General features: G+C 73.7%; 1 pseudogene. It reads right to left on the bottom strand.

What is annotated here, in order from left to right:
- Positions 1-274 (bottom strand): annotated as a pseudogene (locus tag SB751_RS30375) (fusaric acid resistance protein FusA); the annotation flags it as partial.

The following is a 274-nucleotide window of genomic DNA, read 5'->3' as shown; positions in this document are numbered from 1 at the left end:
CGCCGCCACCACGTCCGGCCGATGGCCGACGAGTTCGGCGGGCAAGCGCGCGGGCAGCGCCACCGGCACGCTCAACGCAAGGCTCGGCCGGCGCAGCGAATCGCCGAAACCCGGTCCCTTGCCCGCGAGAGCCGCGATGCTGAGCCGGCTCAACGCGAGCTGCTGCTGGGCCTGCTGCGCGCGCGTCGTGCTCATCGCGTATTGCGTCGACGCCTCGCTCACCTCCAACTGGCTGCCGACACCCGCGCGCCAGCGGCGCGTCGCGATGTCGAGC

Source organism: Cupriavidus sp. SIMBA_020 (assembly GCF_046535395.1).
Taxonomy (GTDB): Bacteria; Pseudomonadota; Gammaproteobacteria; order Burkholderiales; family Burkholderiaceae; genus Cupriavidus; species Cupriavidus campinensis.
Note: the sequence above shows the minus strand (reverse complement) of the source record. Positions and strands in the feature narration are given on the sequence as shown.